Origin of the sequence: Halorubrum vacuolatum, assembly GCF_900188065.1 — an archaeon.
Classification (GTDB): domain Archaea; phylum Halobacteriota; class Halobacteria; order Halobacteriales; family Haloferacaceae; genus Halorubrum; species Halorubrum vacuolatum.
The window spans coordinates 1-1325 of record NZ_FZNQ01000067.1 but is presented as its reverse complement, the minus strand read 5'-3'; the positions used below and the strand labels follow the sequence as shown (position 1 = coordinate 1325).

General features: G+C 44.4%; 1 protein-coding gene. It reads left to right on the top strand.

Annotated features, from left to right (window positions below; genetic code table 11):
• Window positions 1-572 precede the first annotated feature (572 nt).
• Window positions 573-1268: a hypothetical protein gene (locus CHB65_RS17185; protein WP_218818987.1), complete on the top strand. Its 696-nt coding sequence runs from the start codon at window positions 573-575 to the stop codon at window positions 1266-1268.
• Window positions 1269-1325: the final 57 nt, after the last annotated feature.

Below are 1325 nucleotides of genomic sequence, written 5' to 3'. Positions count from 1 at the left end.
ACCCATGGATGGGCTATTCGAGTAGCAGATGGCAGGACAGACGGGGCCCGATTTGAATTCACGGGTGTCGATCTCGCCGATTGAAAGATTCGCGCACTGTATCTTGCACGTCCGAGTTTTCATAATGGGAATTTGTCACCTCAACCGATGAGCGATTTGCGCCCGAAATCGGTCACGAGTACAGACCGACGCGGGCTGTAGATATGATCCGTATTCAGTAGCCGAACACGATCTCCACCCATAAGCTGCTGCACGACCCGAGATCTTTTGATCTTCCACCGATCTTCGGCTCAGTATGATCTACTAGTAGTTCTCGAATATGGAACGCCGTGGCTCGTGTTGTCCCCCTCCAACTATGTGGTCACAACACGGCAAAACTACCAGTAGTCTCTCAGTGGTCAGCACCGGGCTCGAATACAGCACTCGTCGGTGGCTCCTTGTGAGCAATTAAGAGGCGAGAGCGCTCAACGGAACTGACGGTTGGTCGAGTAGCCGAGAAGAATATCGTGCAAGATACAGAGCTTGTATTCAGCAAACCAATTTTATGAATGAGGACAAACACTACTTGCCCTATGAGAAGTAATTACATACGTAGCTCCGTTGAACAATTGATGCAATCGTCTTTGATTGAACTCACAGAGATAATAACTGCGTTTGGCACTCTTGCATTGACTCTTGCTCTTGTTATATTATATTACAGACAAACTAAAATCTCAAGAGATCAGCAACAGATACAAGAAAATCAAGAAGCATTGATGCAGGCAAATCATCTTCCTCGAACTGATATTGACTATTTTATACCTGATAGGATGTTAGAAATCGGGATTATTAATGTCGGGAATGGAATCGGGTTTACCCCAACATTGGTTGTCGACCTTGATGTAGAAGATGAGAGATTCTCAGGTATTGAAAAAGGAGTGAGTCTTCAACCTACCGATCCAGAACTATATCATGAAGAATTGAATTCATCTATCAATTCCGCAAAATCTGCACCAGATTTGGATTATTTATTCACAAATCTAAGAACCTCAATTCCACCTGACGGCAAAGTCTATTCCTACAAGTCCGAATTAAGAGCCGGAATCACTAACGGCCAAGAGGAGGTAAATGAACGTTTATCTGATATCATATCCTTCTTGTCAAATGAAGGTGTTTCATCAGCAACAATCCACATAGGGGTTAGAACGGTAGATATTACTGGGGACGATCACTACAGTTGGTTTCTGACTATCGGTACTTCCCGAACGAGCCGAGAGAGTGCTGTCTGAACGCTACAAAATAGTCACTTTCTGTATGATTAGACGATCAATCTCAGCTACTACCGC

What these genes read in the sequence shown, in the direction of transcription:
- CHB65_RS17185 (WP_218818987.1), top strand. Translation starts at nt 573, where the DNA reads ATGAGAAGTAATTACATACGTAGCTCCGTTGAACAATTGATGCAATCG.